At 66.7% G+C, this 14316-nt stretch carries 11 protein-coding genes, 1 tRNA gene and 5 pseudogenes; 9 read left to right on the plus strand and 8 right to left on the minus strand.

All coding sequences use genetic code 11. From position 1 onward, the window contains the following. Positions 1 to 115: 115 nt before the first annotated feature. Together SLV14N_RS21290 and SLV14N_RS21295 are read right to left on the minus strand one after the other, a co-directional pair. A complete protein-coding gene (locus SLV14N_RS21290; RefSeq protein ID WP_259670440.1) occupies positions 116 to 1555 on the minus strand; it encodes a flotillin family protein in 1440 nt (479 codons plus the stop codon). A 134-nt stretch (positions 1556 to 1689) separates the two neighbouring features. Then, complete coding sequence (locus SLV14N_RS21295; protein ID WP_208688008.1) at positions 1690 to 2199, minus strand: hypothetical protein; 510 nt, start codon at positions 2197 to 2199, stop codon at positions 1690 to 1692. A 582-nt stretch (positions 2200 to 2781) separates the two neighbouring features. On the opposite strand from SLV14N_RS21295, the pseudogene SLV14N_RS21305 reads away from it, so the two are divergent. Next, positions 2782 to 2907: pseudogene (locus SLV14N_RS21305) on the plus strand (glycosyltransferase); the annotation flags it as partial. Positions 2908 to 3546: 639 nt separating this feature from the next. Here SLV14N_RS21305 and SLV14N_RS21310 read toward each other — a convergent pair. Both SLV14N_RS21310 and SLV14N_RS21315 read right to left on the minus strand, forming a co-directional pair. Next, positions 3547 to 4317 (minus strand): hypothetical protein, encoded by a 771-nt coding sequence (locus tag SLV14N_RS21310; protein ID WP_208682773.1) that lies wholly within the window; start codon positions 4315 to 4317, stop codon positions 3547 to 3549. After that, positions 4289 to 5530, minus strand: a complete 1242-nt coding sequence (locus tag SLV14N_RS21315; protein ID WP_263270637.1) for a hypothetical protein — start codon at positions 5528 to 5530, stop codon at positions 4289 to 4291. The genes SLV14N_RS21310 and SLV14N_RS21315 overlap by 29 nt, the downstream gene beginning before the upstream one ends. A 520-nt stretch (positions 5531 to 6050) precedes the next feature. On the opposite strand from SLV14N_RS21315, the pseudogene SLV14N_RS21320 reads away from it, so the two are divergent. Further along, positions 6051 to 6185: pseudogene (locus SLV14N_RS21320) on the plus strand (flavoprotein); the annotation flags it as partial. A 129-nt stretch (positions 6186 to 6314) separates the two neighbouring features. On the opposite strand, the pseudogene SLV14N_RS21325 reads toward SLV14N_RS21320, so the two are convergent. Next, positions 6315 to 6422: pseudogene (locus SLV14N_RS21325) on the minus strand (relaxase); the annotation flags it as partial. A gap of 518 nt (positions 6423 to 6940) precedes the next feature. Then, entirely contained in the window at positions 6941 to 7192 is a 252-nt protein-coding gene (locus SLV14N_RS21330) for a hypothetical protein (RefSeq protein ID WP_263273435.1), read from the minus strand. Here SLV14N_RS21330 and SLV14N_RS21335 point away from each other — a divergent pair. From SLV14N_RS21335 to SLV14N_RS21360, 6 genes and pseudogenes are all read left to right on the plus strand, one after another. Continuing rightward, positions 7181 to 7405, plus strand: a pseudogene (locus SLV14N_RS21335) (site-specific integrase); the annotation flags it as partial. The gene SLV14N_RS21330 and the pseudogene SLV14N_RS21335 overlap by 12 nt on opposite strands. Positions 7406 to 8424: 1019 nt before the next feature. After that, positions 8425 to 8628, plus strand: coding sequence for a cold-shock protein (locus tag SLV14N_RS21340; protein WP_006604711.1), 204 nt, complete (start codon positions 8425 to 8427; stop codon positions 8626 to 8628). A gap of 345 nt (positions 8629 to 8973) precedes the next feature. Then, positions 8974 to 10488, plus strand: coding sequence for a DEAD/DEAH box helicase (locus SLV14N_RS21345; RefSeq protein ID WP_263270641.1), 1515 nt, complete (start codon positions 8974 to 8976; stop codon positions 10486 to 10488). Positions 10489 to 10543: 55 nt separating this feature from the next. After that, the gene (locus SLV14N_RS21350; RefSeq protein WP_208682779.1) at positions 10544 to 10933 is read left to right on the plus strand and encodes a CBS domain-containing protein; all 390 of its coding nucleotides are present in this window, start codon (positions 10544 to 10546) and stop codon (positions 10931 to 10933) included. A gap of 60 nt (positions 10934 to 10993) precedes the next feature. Beyond that, positions 10994 to 11302 (plus strand): SCO5918 family protein, encoded by a 309-nt coding sequence (locus SLV14N_RS21355; RefSeq protein WP_208682781.1) that lies wholly within the window; start codon positions 10994 to 10996, stop codon positions 11300 to 11302. Between the two features lie 172 nt (positions 11303 to 11474). Then, on the plus strand, positions 11475 to 12215 hold the full coding sequence (locus tag SLV14N_RS21360) for a hemolysin III family protein (protein ID WP_263273233.1): 741 nt from the start codon (positions 11475 to 11477) through the stop codon (positions 12213 to 12215). Between the two features lie 288 nt (positions 12216 to 12503). Here SLV14N_RS21360 and SLV14N_RS21365 read toward each other — a convergent pair whose 3' ends face one another. Further along, positions 12504 to 12842: a MerR family transcriptional regulator gene (locus SLV14N_RS21365; RefSeq protein WP_208682785.1), complete on the minus strand. Its 339-nt coding sequence runs from the start codon at positions 12840 to 12842 to the stop codon at positions 12504 to 12506. A 659-nt stretch (positions 12843 to 13501) separates the two neighbouring features. On the opposite strand from SLV14N_RS21365, the pseudogene SLV14N_RS21370 reads away from it, so the two are divergent. Further along, positions 13502 to 13905: pseudogene (locus tag SLV14N_RS21370) on the plus strand (ATP-binding protein). A 197-nt stretch (positions 13906 to 14102) separates the two neighbouring features. Here the strand turns inward: SLV14N_RS21370 and SLV14N_RS21375 are convergent. After that, positions 14103 to 14176: transfer RNA gene (locus SLV14N_RS21375), tRNA-Gly, on the minus strand. Positions 14177 to 14316 lie beyond the last annotated feature (140 nt).

Here is a 14316-nt window from a genome sequence, read left to right on the forward strand (position 1 = left end):
CTCCCGGAGTGAACACATGGAGGCCGGAGAGGCTCAGGGCGAGATCGGCGCGAGACAGGCAGGAACCCGCCGGCAGCGATCTGCCGGCGGGCTCCTGCCTTCCCCTGTTGGATGGTCAGTCAGTGATCGGGATCTGCCCGTTTGCGGCGGCCCGCTCGGGTACGGATATCTCCGCCTTCGAGGTCGCCCCGCGCCGGGTGATGCCCTTGAGCATCTCGGCGAGGTCGACGCCCGTGGTGGAGCTGAGCAGTTCCATGCCCTGGGCGACGTTGTCCGCGACCGTACGGGACAGCTGGCTCGCGCCGTCCGTCGAGATCACGGTCATCTTGTCCACGGCGCTGAGCGGTTCGGATGCCTTGGCGACGACCTGCGGCAGCGCCTCGACCAGCATCTGGAGCATGGCCGCATCGCCGTACTGCGCGAAGGCATCGGCCTTCTTCTGCATGGCTTCGGCCTCCGCCGAGCCCTTCGCCGCGATCGCCGCCGCGTTGGCCTCGCCCTCGATCCGTACCGCCTCGGCGAGCGCCGCGCGGTGCAGCTTCTCGCCCTCACCGGTCAGTCGGGCGCGCTGGGCCTCCGCCTCGGCCTCCTTGACCTGGGCGATACGGCGGGCCTCGGCCTCCTGCTCGGCCTGGTAGCGGGCGGCGTCGGCGGGCTTGCGGACCTTGGTGTCGAGTTCCCGGTCGGTCAGCGCGGCCTGCCGCTCGGCGACCTTCTCCTGCTCGGAGAGGACCTCCTGCTGACGCGCGGCCTCGGCGAGCGGACCCGCGGCGTTGGCCCGGGCGGCCGCGGCCTCGGTCTCGACACGGATCTCGGCCTGCTTCAGATTGAACGTCCGCTCGGCGATGGCGATCTCCTCGGCCGCCTTGAGCCGGGCCTGCTCCGAAGCACGCTTCGCGTTCGCCTCGGCGATATCGGCCTCCTGCCGCGCCCGGGCGGCCTCCGGCCGGCCCAGGTCCTCCAGGTAGGAGCCCTCGGTGGTGATGTCCTGGATCTGGAAGGCATCCAGAATCAGGCCCTGCCCCGACAGGCTCGCCTCGGCCTCCTCCGCGACCTGCCCGGCGAACGCGGCACGGTCGCGGATGATGTCCTCGACCGACATCCGCCCGACGATCGCCCGCAGCGCACCCGAGAGCACTTCCTGGGTGAAGCCGACGATGCCGTCCTGCTGCTGCAGGAAGCGCTGGGCCGCGGCCCGGATCGCGTCCTCGCTGCCGCCGACCTTGACGATCGCGACGCCTTCGAGGTTGGCCTTCACACCCCGCAGGGTGACGGCACCCCGTACGGCGACCGGGATGTGCCGGCTGGACAGGTCCAGGGAGAACTTCTGCTGGACGAACGGAACGACGAAGACCCCGCCACCGACCACGACCTTCTGGCCGCTGTTGTCGATGCTGACCCGTCCGGTGTCCGGGTCGATGGACTTCTTGCCGCGCCGTCCGGTGATGATGAACGCCTCGTTGGGCCCCGCGACCTTGTAGCGGGTGATGACGACGAGGGCGAGCAGGACGAGGAGTACGACGACTCCCACGACGGCGACAATGACTGGACTCATATCGGATCCCCCCTGCCTTCCCAGGGGTCGGCAGATCGAATGGTGGTCAGTACTTGGTGGCCGGTGATGGGCTTCCGGTCACCTGTTGAGGCGGGTGGGGCAGCTCGGGCGGGTGGGCTGAGAGGCGGTGCCGGTCAGCGCTCGACCGGCCGGACGGCCACCGAGGTGGACGAGAGCGATGCCTCCACCCAGATCTCGGCACCTCGGGCCACGGGTACCGCGCTCCTGGCCGCCAGCTTCACGGGATGGCCCGCGAGCCGTAGCAGCACTTCGCCGTAGCCATCGGCGGGAATGGCGGTCACCACCGATCCCGCGGTGCCGACCAGGTCCTCCTGACGTGGCGTGGCGTCGGTCTGATCGCGCATCAGCGTGCGGCTGAACTTCCACGTAAGCCACCCTGCAGCGACTCCGGCCGCGACGCCGACTCCCGTGGCGGCACCGGCACCGAGGCCGGTGCCGCCCAGCACGATCGCGCCGCTGAAACCGAACATCGACAGGAAACCTGCGACCACCGGAAGCGACAGCAGACCGTCGAAGAGCCCATCCAGGGCCCCTCCGAAGACCCCTTCGAGGACACCGTCGAACACCAGCGAGAGCACGAGTAGCGCGATGCCTGCTATGCCGAGGCCAAGAAACCAGGCCATCTGGGACACCCTCCCTCGTTCTCCCGAATCGCTTGAACAGGAGGGATCGTCGCACGCATGGCCGAGTCGAAACATTGCCGGTTTCCGGCAATCTTTACGCGTCTTTAATGCCGCCTCGCATCGCCTGAGTTCGGCACAGACCCGTCCAACGCACCTGCACGGCCGGCCCTGGCGTGGGCCAGAGGAAGCGGATGTCCCAGATCTCAGTCGGCGCGCAGCGCCCCATGGACGGGGAGGGAAGGGGGCCGAAGGACGTTTCGGACATCCCGAGGGGGCGCCAGATCCGTGTGCGGGCAAGCCCGTTGAGTCGCTGGAGGAGGCCGGCGGCGTGGGACAGAAGGTGGCGGGTGGTGACCTGTCCGAGGGGGTGGCCTTTGACCTCCGGCCAGAAGTCCGACGGCGCCATTCGCCTTCGTGCCGGTGGCGTCGCCGATGGCCCAGACGGCACCGGGGTAGACGTTGTCGCGGACGCCGTTGCGCAAGAGCTTGTCGATGCTGTCGATGTCGAGCGTCAGGGTCTCCCGATCGAGTGCCGTGGGTGTCCCGTTGGCCAGGGTAGTGACGCAGCCGGGGTGGGGCCGGCTGCGTCACTACCTCGGCTGGCTCCGTCGTCCACAGCTGTGGAGGACCTTCGCCGACCACGACGTACTCGTCATGCCCTCCACCACCCTTGAAGCCATGGGCCTGGTCGCCCTGGAAGGGCGTGCGAGTGCCAATTCGGCGCGGCAATCGGTGCGTTATGGCACGCGACTGGCACGCGCTCCAGAAATGGTCTGACAACAAACAAGCCCCAGGCCACTGACCTGGGGCTTCCATATGGAGCGGGTGACGGGAATCGAACCCGCGCTCTGAGCTTGGGAATCAGGGGGCTTTCGCGTACCCAGTACCCATCTGACCAGCAAAGACACCGTGACTGGGGCGGGTGGGGCCAGCTGTTCTCCGCCCGTTGTTGACCGTAGTTTACCGGCCTCCCTGGCACGGCACTGGCACGGTGGGTGAAGCGGCCTCGGAATGCGAGCGTTCCTGCAGGCGCTGGCGCGGTGCCTGCCACGGGCGGTGCCGCTGGCCCTACGCGGATTGCACGCGTGAAGGAAGCACGTCTGTCGGGTGGAGGCGTGGCAGCTCAGCCCCAGATCCTGGTGGGCGGAGAGGACGGATTCCTGCCCGGACGTGCCGCCCGCCGATCCCGCGGCGCGCGCGGCTCAACACGCGGAGGCGAGGGCTGAAGCTGCCACTGCTGGGAAGCTGACCGATGAAGAGGTCGACGCCATGTGCGTCAAGGTCCGCGCAATGGCGCCCCGCCTCACAGCGTTCGGCCTCGGCTCGTTCGGCTGCCGCTAATTAAGGTCAGACGGGCGGCATCAGATCGCTCTCGCTGATGGTGTATGCCAGCAGAGGGTAGATGAAGTCCGTTTCATTGTTCTCACGGCGGCGTAGTCGGTAAAACTCGCTCTTCTGCTCATCGTCGGCCGACATGAGGCGCGCACCCTGCGGGAGGTATACATGTCCGTCGTGAAACCGAACGAAGGTCTTTGACGTTCGAAAGGTCACACCCAACCATTGGTTGTCCGCCGTCGGGACGGGTGTGTCCAGTACGATCTTGTGCCTGAGTCGCCGATTCGAGTCGACAGAAAACGCGACGATACTGTTGTGGGCGAGGGGGATCTCGAACCTCTCGCCACCGGACCCCTTTGATTCGAAGATCAGCTTCCTTGGTGGGCTCGCTTCAGGATATTGGTAGCAGGAGAAGACAGCGATAAACGACTCGTCGGCCAAATCGAGGGCTTGGTCGGAATGGCTGCCCATGGTTTTGTAGGCGTTCGTGTAGTTCTCGATGAGAGCGTTGTTGAAGCCGACCGAAAGCGCCGCACGTTCTTGAATCTGTTGCGCCAGCCGTTCGTGCACTGCCCGGAAACGCTGCGTCGGGCTGCTATATCGAGTGGTAGTGCGTACGAGAGGCACACCACCTGCCTCGTCGATCTTGGTAATCACGGTGCTTCGCCGGCCTTTTCCTACGTCTTCCAAACGAGCCGATGTGGACAGCTCCGCAAAGAGATTCTCCTCGGTCGGCAAAGCGCACGAGATGATCTCATCCGAGATCCTGGACTCGGGGTGCAACGTAGTCTCCCGTGTTCATACTGAAGAGGAAATCTTCGCCGTAATCAATGAAGGACGTGGTCCTGTTCTCCTCGGCGTAGAGTCTGCGCAGCTCGTTCATGCCGTCCGATGTGGGTGGCCCCAGCTTCACCAAATCTCCGGCCAGTTTGAGGAACGTGTGGCCGTTCTTGTGAACGGCTTCGGCGCTCGAACAGCGCACCACGTATCCCAGGCGGGTCGGGAGCAACTCGGCGTCCAAAGTCGAGGGCCGGATTTCGTGCGTATACAGGCGGTTGGTGGACAGCGGCATGAAGAACACGGAGCCGGGGTGGAGGATCAGGGTGAACTGCGTGGGGAGCGCGACTCCGTCGCGTTTTTCGGTCGGGTCCTTGAGGCGAAAGTGGAGTTTGGTCAGCCCGCTGGCACCCTTCGCACCGTAGTCGAAGGCGTCCTCGGCCAGGGGCTGCAGCTTGTCGAGCCGGTCATAGAAGGTGCAGAAGGCCATGATGCCATTGACGGGCATGTCCTTGGTCTTGTCGGCATGGGCCGAGATCTTTGCCTTGGACTGCTTGCGCTCGGTCGTGGCGCGGGTGTTGTGGTAGATCTGAGCGAGGACGTGATTGAGTGGTGCCTGGTTCCGGAAGACGGCGGCGGCCTCGCGGTTCAGAGCCTCGACGATGCGCGTGTCGGTCGGGCGAAAGCTCTCGGTCGACCCCGAGAGATTCGTGGAGCACCGGAGCAGGCGGAAATGCAGTTCATCACCGTTTCGCGTGACGGGCGTCAGATAGATTCCGCTGCGATGGGCTGTTCCAGGTTTGGTGGACTCCGTCAGGGACTGGAACGCGTGCTCCGCACGGATCCGTCCGAAGTAATCGTCGCCGAGTCCGAAAAAGCGACGGTAGTACACGCCGACGCCGTGTACGCGGATGGGGACTCGACCGAGGCCGACGAGGGTCCAAGGTTTGTCGACGTCCTCATGGTAACCGTGTGACAGCTCCCGGACAACGAATACCCGGTCCGCCGCCTGCAGTTGGCGGCTGCTGATCCCGGATATGTCGCCACACAGGTAGACGGTCTTCTGCGCGAGGTCGGGCGAACCAGAAGCAAGGTCCTCTGGCGTGATTGTGGACCCGAAGAAATCCCTGATCAAGTCGCTATCTTGCAATATCGAAGGCGCAACCAAGATGTTGCCCGCATCCTCGATGCGGGCTTCTGTCGGCTCTGTTGTGTACATCAAACGGTACCTGTCATTCGCAGATCCTGGCGGATTACTCAAAATCGTGAACATGACAATGGCCCGCACTCTTTCATTTGCGTCGCGAAGCGCAAACGAAAGGAGACGGACCATTGAACCTTGATGCTCTCGCGGGGCTCGACAGCGGGCAACGGATTCTGCTGTACGGGCGGTGTGCGGAGCTGCTCGGCGAGGTCGTGAGGCCGGGCGGACGGCCCGCGGCGATCGGGCTGTACCAGTTGGTGATGCTGGTTGGTCCGCCTGATGCGCAAGATCCTCACGGTCCGGTACGAACACCAACCAGCACGCATCCATCTTCCACCCCTGTGAGTCCTTTGACCTCACTCAATCATCAGGGAAGTGGCGTCACCCTCTGGTCAACCCAAAAGACGCTCTGACGGCGCTCCCTTCGGATCTGAGGGTATGGCAGTCCGCCAGCAGAACCGCAGAAACCTGCGAACTTGCCCCCTGACCTGTGGCGATGTGGCTGGCATGGTGGGCGCCGGAGAAGGCGCCCGAAGTGCCGCGGAGAGAGGCGGGCGTCTTGATCGGCTCGTACGATCCCCACCGGCCGAAGGCTGGTGGCGGAGCGGACCGTTTCCACTGGGAGGAGGCGTTGGAGCTGCTCGGTCCGGAGGTGTCGGGGCGGGCGTGATCACCGTCGCCGGAGCCGGTTCGCTTCCTGGTGGGCGATGGCGGCAGCGGCAGGGACAGGAGGGGCGGGCTCGGTACGAGGACGCCGGGACCTGGGCGCCGACGCGGGTTGGGTGACGTAGCCGAGGTGCTGCAACCGCCAGACCAGGACTTCGCTGATCGAGTCGGCGCTGTCCAGTTCGTGTCGCGCGGCGGCCTTGGCCAGCAGGGCGGTGGCGTCGTGATCGGCGCGTTCGGCCTGGTGGTCAACTCCCCCTTCGGGAAAGCGAATTCGCATACACGAGGCAGGCGTGTGGTGCAGGCCACGAAGAATGCGTCTCGCGATCCGAGGTGGGTGCTCGCTCCAGGGGTGCAGGCAGGGTGTCAGGCCCCGTCCGCCTGGGGCGTTTTGGCGAGATGGGGCACGCGGAGGGCACGCGCGCGCCGGAGAGGTCTGGACAACGAACAAGGCCCAGGTCGCTGACCTGGGCCTTCGTTATGGAGCGGGTGACGGGAATCGAACCCGCGCTCTGAGCTTGGGAATCAAGCACAGCCGCTGTCCTGGGGAAACGTCCGTTTGGGCTATCGTCCGGCCGGCCGTCTAAGTCCCCACGTTGACCGCTACCTACCACCGTTACTGGCACGTTGTGGCACGTCTGCAGACGGTGCGGCCGACGGCATCGCCGTCAGGCACGCACGCCCACGGCGACGGTCCGGATGTGGTTCCCCTCTCTGTTGAGCGGGCTGCGGGCTGCTGGGTACCCTGTTTTGCGCTCATCAAGGCTGTGACACGGGTGTCGTGGGCTCGGGGATACGCCAGACGATGCGGACCTGTTCGTCGAGAGGGAGCGAGGGGCCACCGACGTAGATGCGATGGATGAGATAGAGGATGGCCAGCCGGTATGCCTCCGGCTCGATGTCGTCCACCGTCTCCACCGTTGCCCGGCTGAGCCTGTTCACCTGGCGAACGACACGTGGGTCGGTCTCGAGGGAGCCGAGCTCGGCGACGATGTCCGGGACCTTCGTCACACCGGTCACACCCTGGCGACCCGATCCGGGGCCACCCTCAAGGACACGATGGTCCGCGCCGGCCAGTCATCGGAGAAGGCCGCGTTGATCTACCAGCACTCGGATCTTGAGCGGCAACAGGAAGTCGCGAGCGGGCTGGACGACCTTGTGCGGGCCGCCCGCAGCAAGCCCCGTCAGAAGCCTTCTGGTGCGGATCTGATGCGCGACGCCTAGCGCGGTCTAGACAACGAACAAGGCCCAGGTCGCCGACCTGGGCCTCAACTATGGAGCGGGTGACGGGAATCGAACCCGCGCTCTGAGCTTGGGAATCAATGGGGCGTGTACGCACCATTGTGGGTCTGACCTGCTTAAACGTGGGCTGTGGCGCAGAGTGAAGAGGGTCGGTGGGGACCCGTATTGACCGTGATTTACCGCTCGTTGGGGCATGCGGAGGGCACGGGCGTCGTCGGGAGGCAACTGCTGGCCGTCAAGATTCCCTTGCGGGCAGGTGGAAGAGAGGGGCATGTGGATACCGGCGGCGGCATTGCTGGTGCAAGCGTGCAGGGTCGGCGTGCTCACCACCCCGATTAAAGGTTCGCCGGGGTTGCCTCAGACAGCGTCGGGCGATCCCGGCGGGCATGGCTTACAGCGCCCGATATTCACCTTGCAGGACCGAGGCGGCCTGTCTCGAACGAGCCGAAGTTCTCGACGTGGCAGCTAGGGCGAAGACGGCTGCCGGGGCCGTGAGCACGGGCCCCCGTCCTCCCGGGTGATCTTGAGTGTGCTGACCCCGCGCCGCTGGACTGCTGATTCGGTGGCCCGGTACGGGGCGTGCCGCGCCGCGATCCGCCCCCGACGGTTGTGGGTGTGGTGTGGTTCGGCCAGGCACGGATGGTGTCCGGCCCGTGCCTGAGCCCGGGCGCTGTCCGAGGGGGTCGATGCATTTCCGGTCGAATAGGGGCGAGCGTCGATGCTGAATATCTCATGCCGCAACTACAGAAATGGCCACTGGTGCGGTAAGGGTTTTTTGCGCTCCCGAAAGCGTCGGGATCATGTGCCGCGCATGGCCGCCAGTACCGTGCTACCGTCGATCTCAGTTGCAGTTGTGGTTCCCAAGACTTCAAGCGTGCTCGCTGTCGTACATGGCGGAGCGCTTTCGTATTTCCGGTGTTTATTTCCGGACGGGCAATCAACGCAGCGACACGGAGCCCGCATGGTGTGGGCTCCGGGCACTGCCCCGAAGGAGATATGACATGGCTACTGGCACCGTGAAGTGGTTCAACGCGGAAAAGGGTTTCGGCTTCATCGAGCAGGAGGGCGGCGGCGCCGACGTCTTCGCCCACTACTCGAACATTGCTGCCCAGGGCTTCCGCGAGCTGCAGGAGGGCCAGAAGGTGAACTTCGACGTCACGCAGGGCCAGAAGGGCCCGCAGGCCGAGAACATCGTTCCCGCCTGACGCTGACGCGTACACCGTAGCTGGGGCCCGCACCTTGGGTGCGGGCCCCAGCTCGTTGCTTTTCGGTGCTTCCCGTGTGCCCCACAGCGCCGCACAAGCGGCGTGCGGGCAGCGAGTTCGATTTCCCGACCGCTATCGCGCGACGGACAATCCGCCCGGATTCATGATCAGGCAACTCTTTCGCTCTTCTTTGCGGCGTTGCCGGTCCCGCTTCGGCGTGCGGGGTCGACATGTTTCCGCCCCCCTTCGTTTCATCTCATTTCATCGGTTCGTTCTTGCGATTCTTTGTGTGCGGCTTATTGCCGCCGGGAATTCCTCGACGTACCGCATCGAGGAAGGTTCTCCATGAACCGCACAGCTCGCACGAATGACCGCTACTCCCGTTCTGCCGGCTCGTCAGGCTCAGGCCGCGGCGGCTACCGCTCCGGTGGGCCGAACCGCTCGGGCACGGGCCGTTCCGGGGGCCCCGGGCGGCGTCCCGCGACACTGCAGGGAGAGTTCGCCCTGCCCGTCACCCACACTCCCGCCCTGCCCCCGGCCGAGACTTTCGCCGAGCTGGACATGCCGTCGGCGCTGCTGGCGGCCCTCAGTGCGGAAGGCATGTCCGCCCCGTTCCCCATCCAGGCCGCCACGCTGCCGAACTCGCTGGCCGGACGCGATGTGCTCGGCCGCGGACGCACCGGATCGGGCAAGACGCTGGCCTTCGGTCTGGCCCTGCTGGCCCGTACCGCCGGACAGCGCGCCGAGCCCCGCCAGCCGCTGGCCCTGGTCCTGGTCCCCACCCGGGAGCTGGCCCAGCAGGTCACCGACGCACTCACCCCCTACGCCCGGTCGCTGAAGCTGCGGTTGGCCACGGTCGTCGGCGGGATGTCGATCGGCCGGCAGTCCAGCGCACTGCGCGGTGGCGCCGAAGTGGTCGTCGCCACGCCGGGACGGCTCAAGGACCTCATCGAGCGCGGTGACTGCCGGCTGAACCAGGTCGCCATCACCGTGCTGGACGAGGCCGACCAGATGGCCGACATGGGCTTCATGCCTCAGGTCACCGCCCTGCTCGACCAGGTCCGGCCCGAGGGGCAGCGGATGCTCTTCTCGGCCACCCTGGACCGCAACGTGGACCTCCTGGTCCGGCGCTACCTCACCGACCCGGTGGTCCACTCCGTCGATCCCTCGGCGGGCGCGGTCACCACGATGGAGCACCACGTGCTGCACGTCCACGGTGCCGACAAGCACGCCACCACCACCGAGATCGCGGCCCGCGAAGGCCGGTCGATCATGTTCCTGGACACCAAGCACGCCGTGGACAACCTCACCAAACACCTGCTGAGCAGCGGCGTGCGCGCCGCGGCCCTGCACGGCGGCAAGTCCCAGCCCCAACGCACCCGCACCCTGGCCCAGTTCAAGACCGGCCATGTCACCGTCCTGGTGGCCACCAACGTCGCGGCCCGCGGTATCCACGTCGACAACCTCGACCTCGTCGTCAACGTCGACCCGCCGAGCGATCACAAGGACTACCTGCACCGCGGCGGACGCACCGCGCGCGCCGGCGAGTCCGGCAGCGTCGTCACCCTCGTCCTGCCCAACCAGCGCCGCACCATGAATCGCCTGATGGCGGACGCGGGCATCACCCCGCAGTCCACCCAGGTCCGCTCCGGCGAGGCCGAACTGAGCCGTATCACCGGCGCCCAGGCACCCTCCGGCATCCCGGTCACCATCGCCGCACCAGTCGTCGAACGCGCCAAGCGCAGCGGCTCCTCCACGCGCGGCCGCCGCAGCCGCCCCGCCCAGGCCCGCCGTGCCGCCGGATCATCCCGAACCGCGACGCCGACTGCGCGGCAGACCTCCTCGGCCCCGGCCGCCTAGGCCGGCCCCAAACGATCACGCTCAGCACGTCGGATCACCATCGTCAGGAGGATTGATGCTTCAGAGCTACCCCCAGGCGGACTGCTCCGGCAAGGCAGCCGGCGACGTCATGACGTCGCCGGGACCACAGGTCGGCGACGACATGATCGTCGACCTGGCGCTGTCCGTCCTCATCGGGGCCCGCACCGACCATCTCCTCGTCCGTGACGAGGACGGGCGGTGTACGGGCCTGATCACCCGTTCCCAGATGGCAGCCCACCACCAAGGCTCCTGGTACACCGAGGAGACCCGGTTGCGGGACATCGTCTACGACCGTGGGCCCTTCACTTCGCCCGTAATGTCTGTACACGACGCGGAACGCGCCATGCGCCAACGCGCGCTGCGGGCCTCACCCGTGATCGGTGAGGACGGGCACGCCCTGGGCGTCGTCGTCCTCACCCGTTGATACCTCTCCACCCGGGCCGGCGATCCGTTTCCGGCTTCTCTTCGACCTTGTAGAGGCACTATGCGCGTCGTCATCGCCCGCTTCCCCTTCAACCTGATCAAGACCGAGGTGCAGGATGCGATGAAGGGCATCAAACCCGAACCCGTCACGGGTGAGTCCGTGCTCATCGGCCGCCGCCATTACCCCGTCAAACAGGTCGGGGAGATCATCACCCGGCAGGACCGTCGTGACTTCTCCGCCGGCGAAGTGACCCGAGCCCTGAGCCGCCTCGGCTTCGTGTGCCGCCCGGCTGCCGCGCTCGTGCCACCGACCGGTCTCACACCACTGGAGACGGCGTCGGCTTTGCTGGGGCACCCGGCCCGAGCCTGACCGGACCGCTGTGGCGATGCAGGCCCGGCGGCCCGAGCTGACCTCCCCAAACGCTGTTGCGGGGTGACTCCAGCCGTGGCTACCTGGTTGCCGGCGAGGCCCAACAGTCCGAAGGAGGACGGAAGCTGTGTCCCGCGACGCCACCGAATCCGGAAGTGTGCCCCTCGCCCCGGTGAGGGGAGAACGCGCTCCAGCCGGCCAACCCCGCGGAGCGCACCGTGACAGTGCCGGGGAGGGCTCTCACCCGGCTGCCGCTCTGGTGGAGCGGGCTGCCGACCTGGTGGAGCCGATCAAGCCGCGCTTGCGTGGCTGGCTCCATGCCGGAATGGTCCCCGCCGCGCTGATCGCAGGCGTCGTCCTCATCAGCCTGGCCCGGACCCCGCAGGCTGGCCTGGCCTGCGCCGTGTACTCGGTCACGGCCTTGCTGCTGTTCGGGACGAGCGCCATCTACCACCGCGGCACCTGGGGGTCGCTCGGCGACGCCGTTCTGCGTCGTCTCGACCACGCCAATATTTTCCTCATCATCGCCGGCACCTGCACCCCCCTGGCCGTGCTCCTCCTCCCTACGGACCAACGGCCCGTCCTGCTGTGGATCGTGTGGACGGGGGCGCTCGTCGGCATCGCCTTCCGCGTCCTCTGGGTCGCAGCTCCCCGCTGGCTGTACACCCCCTGCTACCTGGCCCTGGGCTGGGCACCGGTGCGCTACCTGCCCGACTTCCTGCACACCGGCGGAGCGGCCGTACTCACCCTGATCGTGACCGGCGGTCTCCTCTACAGCGTGGGCGCGGTGGTCTACGCCCTCCAGCGCCCCGACCCCTCACCTCATTGGTTCGGCTTCCACGAGGTCTTCCACGCCCTGACTGTGGCGGGCTTCACCGCGCACTACATCGCCATCGCCCTCGCCGTCTGCTGACCACAGCAGTGACCTGGCGCTTGGGCCTCGTCCGTCCCACGTCCCGATGGCCTGCCCGGCTCCCGGTGAATCAGAGGTGCGGAGCCTCGGATGCTGCCGCGAGATCAGGGAACACCTCGACCGTGGCGCTCAGCCCGCTTGGCGTCAGGCTGACGGCGAAGAGCTCCGGCGACGATATCGACGGAGCTCGTCTGCGTGGCTGCTGTGGGTCGGCTGTGACTCCGGCCTGTCCGACGGCGACTGAACGTCCCCGGGGCGCGGCGACGTTGGCGGGCGCGGAAACGGAGTTCAGACGTCGGTCTTGAGACGGCGCCCGGAGGGTGAAGTGCGCAGTTCTTCGTTGATGCGCCGAGCTTCGTCGAGCTGGTCTTCGAGGATGACGATGCGGCAGGCGGCGTCGACAGGGGTCCCCTGGTCGACGAGTTCGCGGGCGCGTGCGGCGATACGCAGCTGGTAGCGGGAGTAGCGGCGGTGGCCGCCCTCGGAACGCAACGGCGTGATCAGCTTGGCCTCGCCGAGGGCCCGCAGGAAGGCGGGGGTGGTGTCGAGCATTTCGGCGGCCCGCCCCATGGTGTAGGCGGGGTAATCCTCGTCGTTGAGACGGTCGTGAGAGATTTCTGCGGTCATTTGCACCTCTGATGGGGGAATGCATCGTGGGGCCCTGGTGCCGAACACGCACCAGGGCCCCGAGGGATGTGAACACCATCTGCCGGCTTACTGCGGTGCCGGCTTTCTGTTTCCGCACCGTCGCCCGGGAGAGGGCGGGAAGTGCGGGGATCGCGGATGTGTGACCGGGGACCACCTTCCAATCCGGGGCCTGCGGTACCCGAGCGGACTCACTTCCTCGCCCGGGCGATCCTGATGGTGTCGCCTCCTTCTCTTCCTCCTGCCGACCTGCTTGCTACTGCGGATCCTGCGGTTCTGCCCGCGGCCCCGGGGGCCGCCCGGCCCGGCAGTCAGTCGCGGGGCCCACGTGCATACCTTTTGGCCCCGCCACTCCACTGCCGTGCCCTCTTCTGACACTGCACGCGCGGCAGTTCGACCTCTGCCGCGCCCTTCGATCTCTTGGCTACGACGAAAAGACTAAACCCCGAGGGGGCGCATGTCTACCGCCGCCATGACAGATTTTCTGTGAAGGTAAGGGTCGGGCTTCTGTCATCCGCGCCTGATGGAAACTGCACCAGGAAGCGCGTTGTCCGGGGTGTGGGAACCGAAGGGGCGGGCGCGCTGCCTGCCACGGCAAAAGGCGCAACAGATCACAGGTGGGGTGTACGCGCATGAACGGTATGAAGATCACCAGCGCCCCTCATCCCGTACCGACCGTGGTGCGGGGCGAAAGCCCGGACAGCATCCACCGGGCCCGCGAGGCGACCCGCGCATTCACTGACAACCTCACTCCAGCACCGGACCCCGAGCGCGCGGACACCTTCCTCCTGGTGGTTTCCGAACTTGCCACCAACGCACTGCGCCACGGCGGTGGCCGGTACACCCTCCAGCTCTTTGCCGGCCCGGACACGCTGACCGCCGCGGTCAGCGACCTCAGCTCAGCGGCCCCCCGCGAACGCACACCTGATCTCAACGGCGGCAGCGGTGGCTTCGGCTGGCACATGATCCGCCACCTCACCAGCCACCTGACCCTCACCCCGCCCCCGGAACCGGCAAAACCATCCATGCCCAACTCCCCCGGTAGCGGGGCCTCGCTGGCGCCTGATGGTCTTCCTGGCTGCGTACGGTCCCATGTGGCCGGAGGGACAGGCCGAGTTGCGCCTCGTGCGGGCCGCCCGCAGCAAGCCCGCTCAGAAGCCTTCTGGTGCGGATCTGGTGCGCGACACCTGACGCGGTCTAGACAACAAACAAGGCCCAGGTCTCCGACCTGGGCCTCAACTATGGAGCGGGTGACGGGAATCGAACCCGCGCTCTGAGCTTGGGAAGCTCATGTTCTACCATTAAACTACACCCGCGTGATCCGGTCTCGGATCGAGAGCGGAACATCGTCGCACACTCTACCCCATCGCCGCCCCGCGGTGCATTTGGCATGCCCGGATGCTGTGAGTGGGGGTGTTGGACGGGGTGCAGTCCGCGGCCTCGGCGGGGTGTGGGC

It is taken from the genome of Streptomyces sp. Je 1-4 4N24, from assembly GCF_026239515.1.
Taxonomy (GTDB): Bacteria; Actinomycetota; Actinomycetes; order Streptomycetales; family Streptomycetaceae; genus Streptomyces; species Streptomyces nigrescens.

What these genes read in the sequence shown, in the direction of transcription:
- SLV14N_RS21290 (WP_259670440.1), bottom strand. Translation starts at nt 1,555, where the DNA reads ATGAGTCCAGTCATTGTCGCCGTCGTGGGAGTCGTCGTACTCCTCGTC.
- SLV14N_RS21350 (WP_208682779.1), top strand. Translation starts at nt 10,544, where the DNA reads ATGCTTCAGAGCTACCCCCAGGCGGACTGCTCCGGCAAGGCAGCCGGC.
- SLV14N_RS21340 (WP_006604711.1), top strand. Translation starts at nt 8,425, where the DNA reads ATGGCTACTGGCACCGTGAAGTGGTTCAACGCGGAAAAGGGTTTCGGC.
- SLV14N_RS21355 (WP_208682781.1), top strand. Translation starts at nt 10,994, where the DNA reads ATGCGCGTCGTCATCGCCCGCTTCCCCTTCAACCTGATCAAGACCGAG.
- SLV14N_RS21295 (WP_208688008.1), bottom strand. Translation starts at nt 2,199, where the DNA reads ATGGCCTGGTTTCTTGGCCTCGGCATAGCAGGCATCGCGCTACTCGTG.
- SLV14N_RS21315 (WP_263270637.1), bottom strand. Translation starts at nt 5,530, where the DNA reads ATGTACACAACAGAGCCGACAGAAGCCCGCATCGAGGATGCGGGCAAC.
- SLV14N_RS21345 (WP_263270641.1), top strand. Translation starts at nt 8,974, where the DNA reads ATGAACCGCACAGCTCGCACGAATGACCGCTACTCCCGTTCTGCCGGC.
- SLV14N_RS21365 (WP_208682785.1), bottom strand. Translation starts at nt 12,842, where the DNA reads ATGACCGCAGAAATCTCTCACGACCGTCTCAACGACGAGGATTACCCC.